The following is a 276-nucleotide window of genomic DNA, read 5'->3' as shown; positions in this document are numbered from 1 at the left end:
GTTTTACAGAAGCGTAAACATGAAAGCGGCAGTGGCCAGCCTCATTTTGGTTCTGGCCGTCACTTATCTGGACGGTCAACAGTTTCGATATGACTATACATACTTCAGGGACATCAACGGGTGGTTGAAGCTTCAGGAGATCCCGGCTAACTGGCAGGAGGCTCGATTGAGATGTCATCTTGAAGGGTCCGTTTCGGCATCTCCTCTGGACGATGCGTTGAAGAGCGGCATGTTATCTCTAATAAAGAACAAGACTTCATGTGGTATATTCACCGG

1 protein-coding gene is annotated in these 276 nt (G+C 48.2%); it reads left to right on the top strand.

The genetic code is table 11. The features are described 5' to 3' along the window. Positions 1-19 precede the first annotated feature (19 nt). Positions 20-276: hypothetical protein (locus F0L46_RS27780; RefSeq protein ID WP_210247701.1), on the top strand; the 257-nt coding region annotated here is incomplete at its 3' end.

It is taken from the genome of Salinarimonas soli, from assembly GCF_008386575.1.
In the GTDB taxonomy this organism is placed as follows: Bacteria; Pseudomonadota; Alphaproteobacteria; order Rhizobiales; family Beijerinckiaceae; genus Salinarimonas_A; species Salinarimonas_A soli.
The sequence above is the reverse complement of the archived record's forward strand: the minus strand, read 5'-3'. Positions and strand labels throughout refer to the sequence as shown.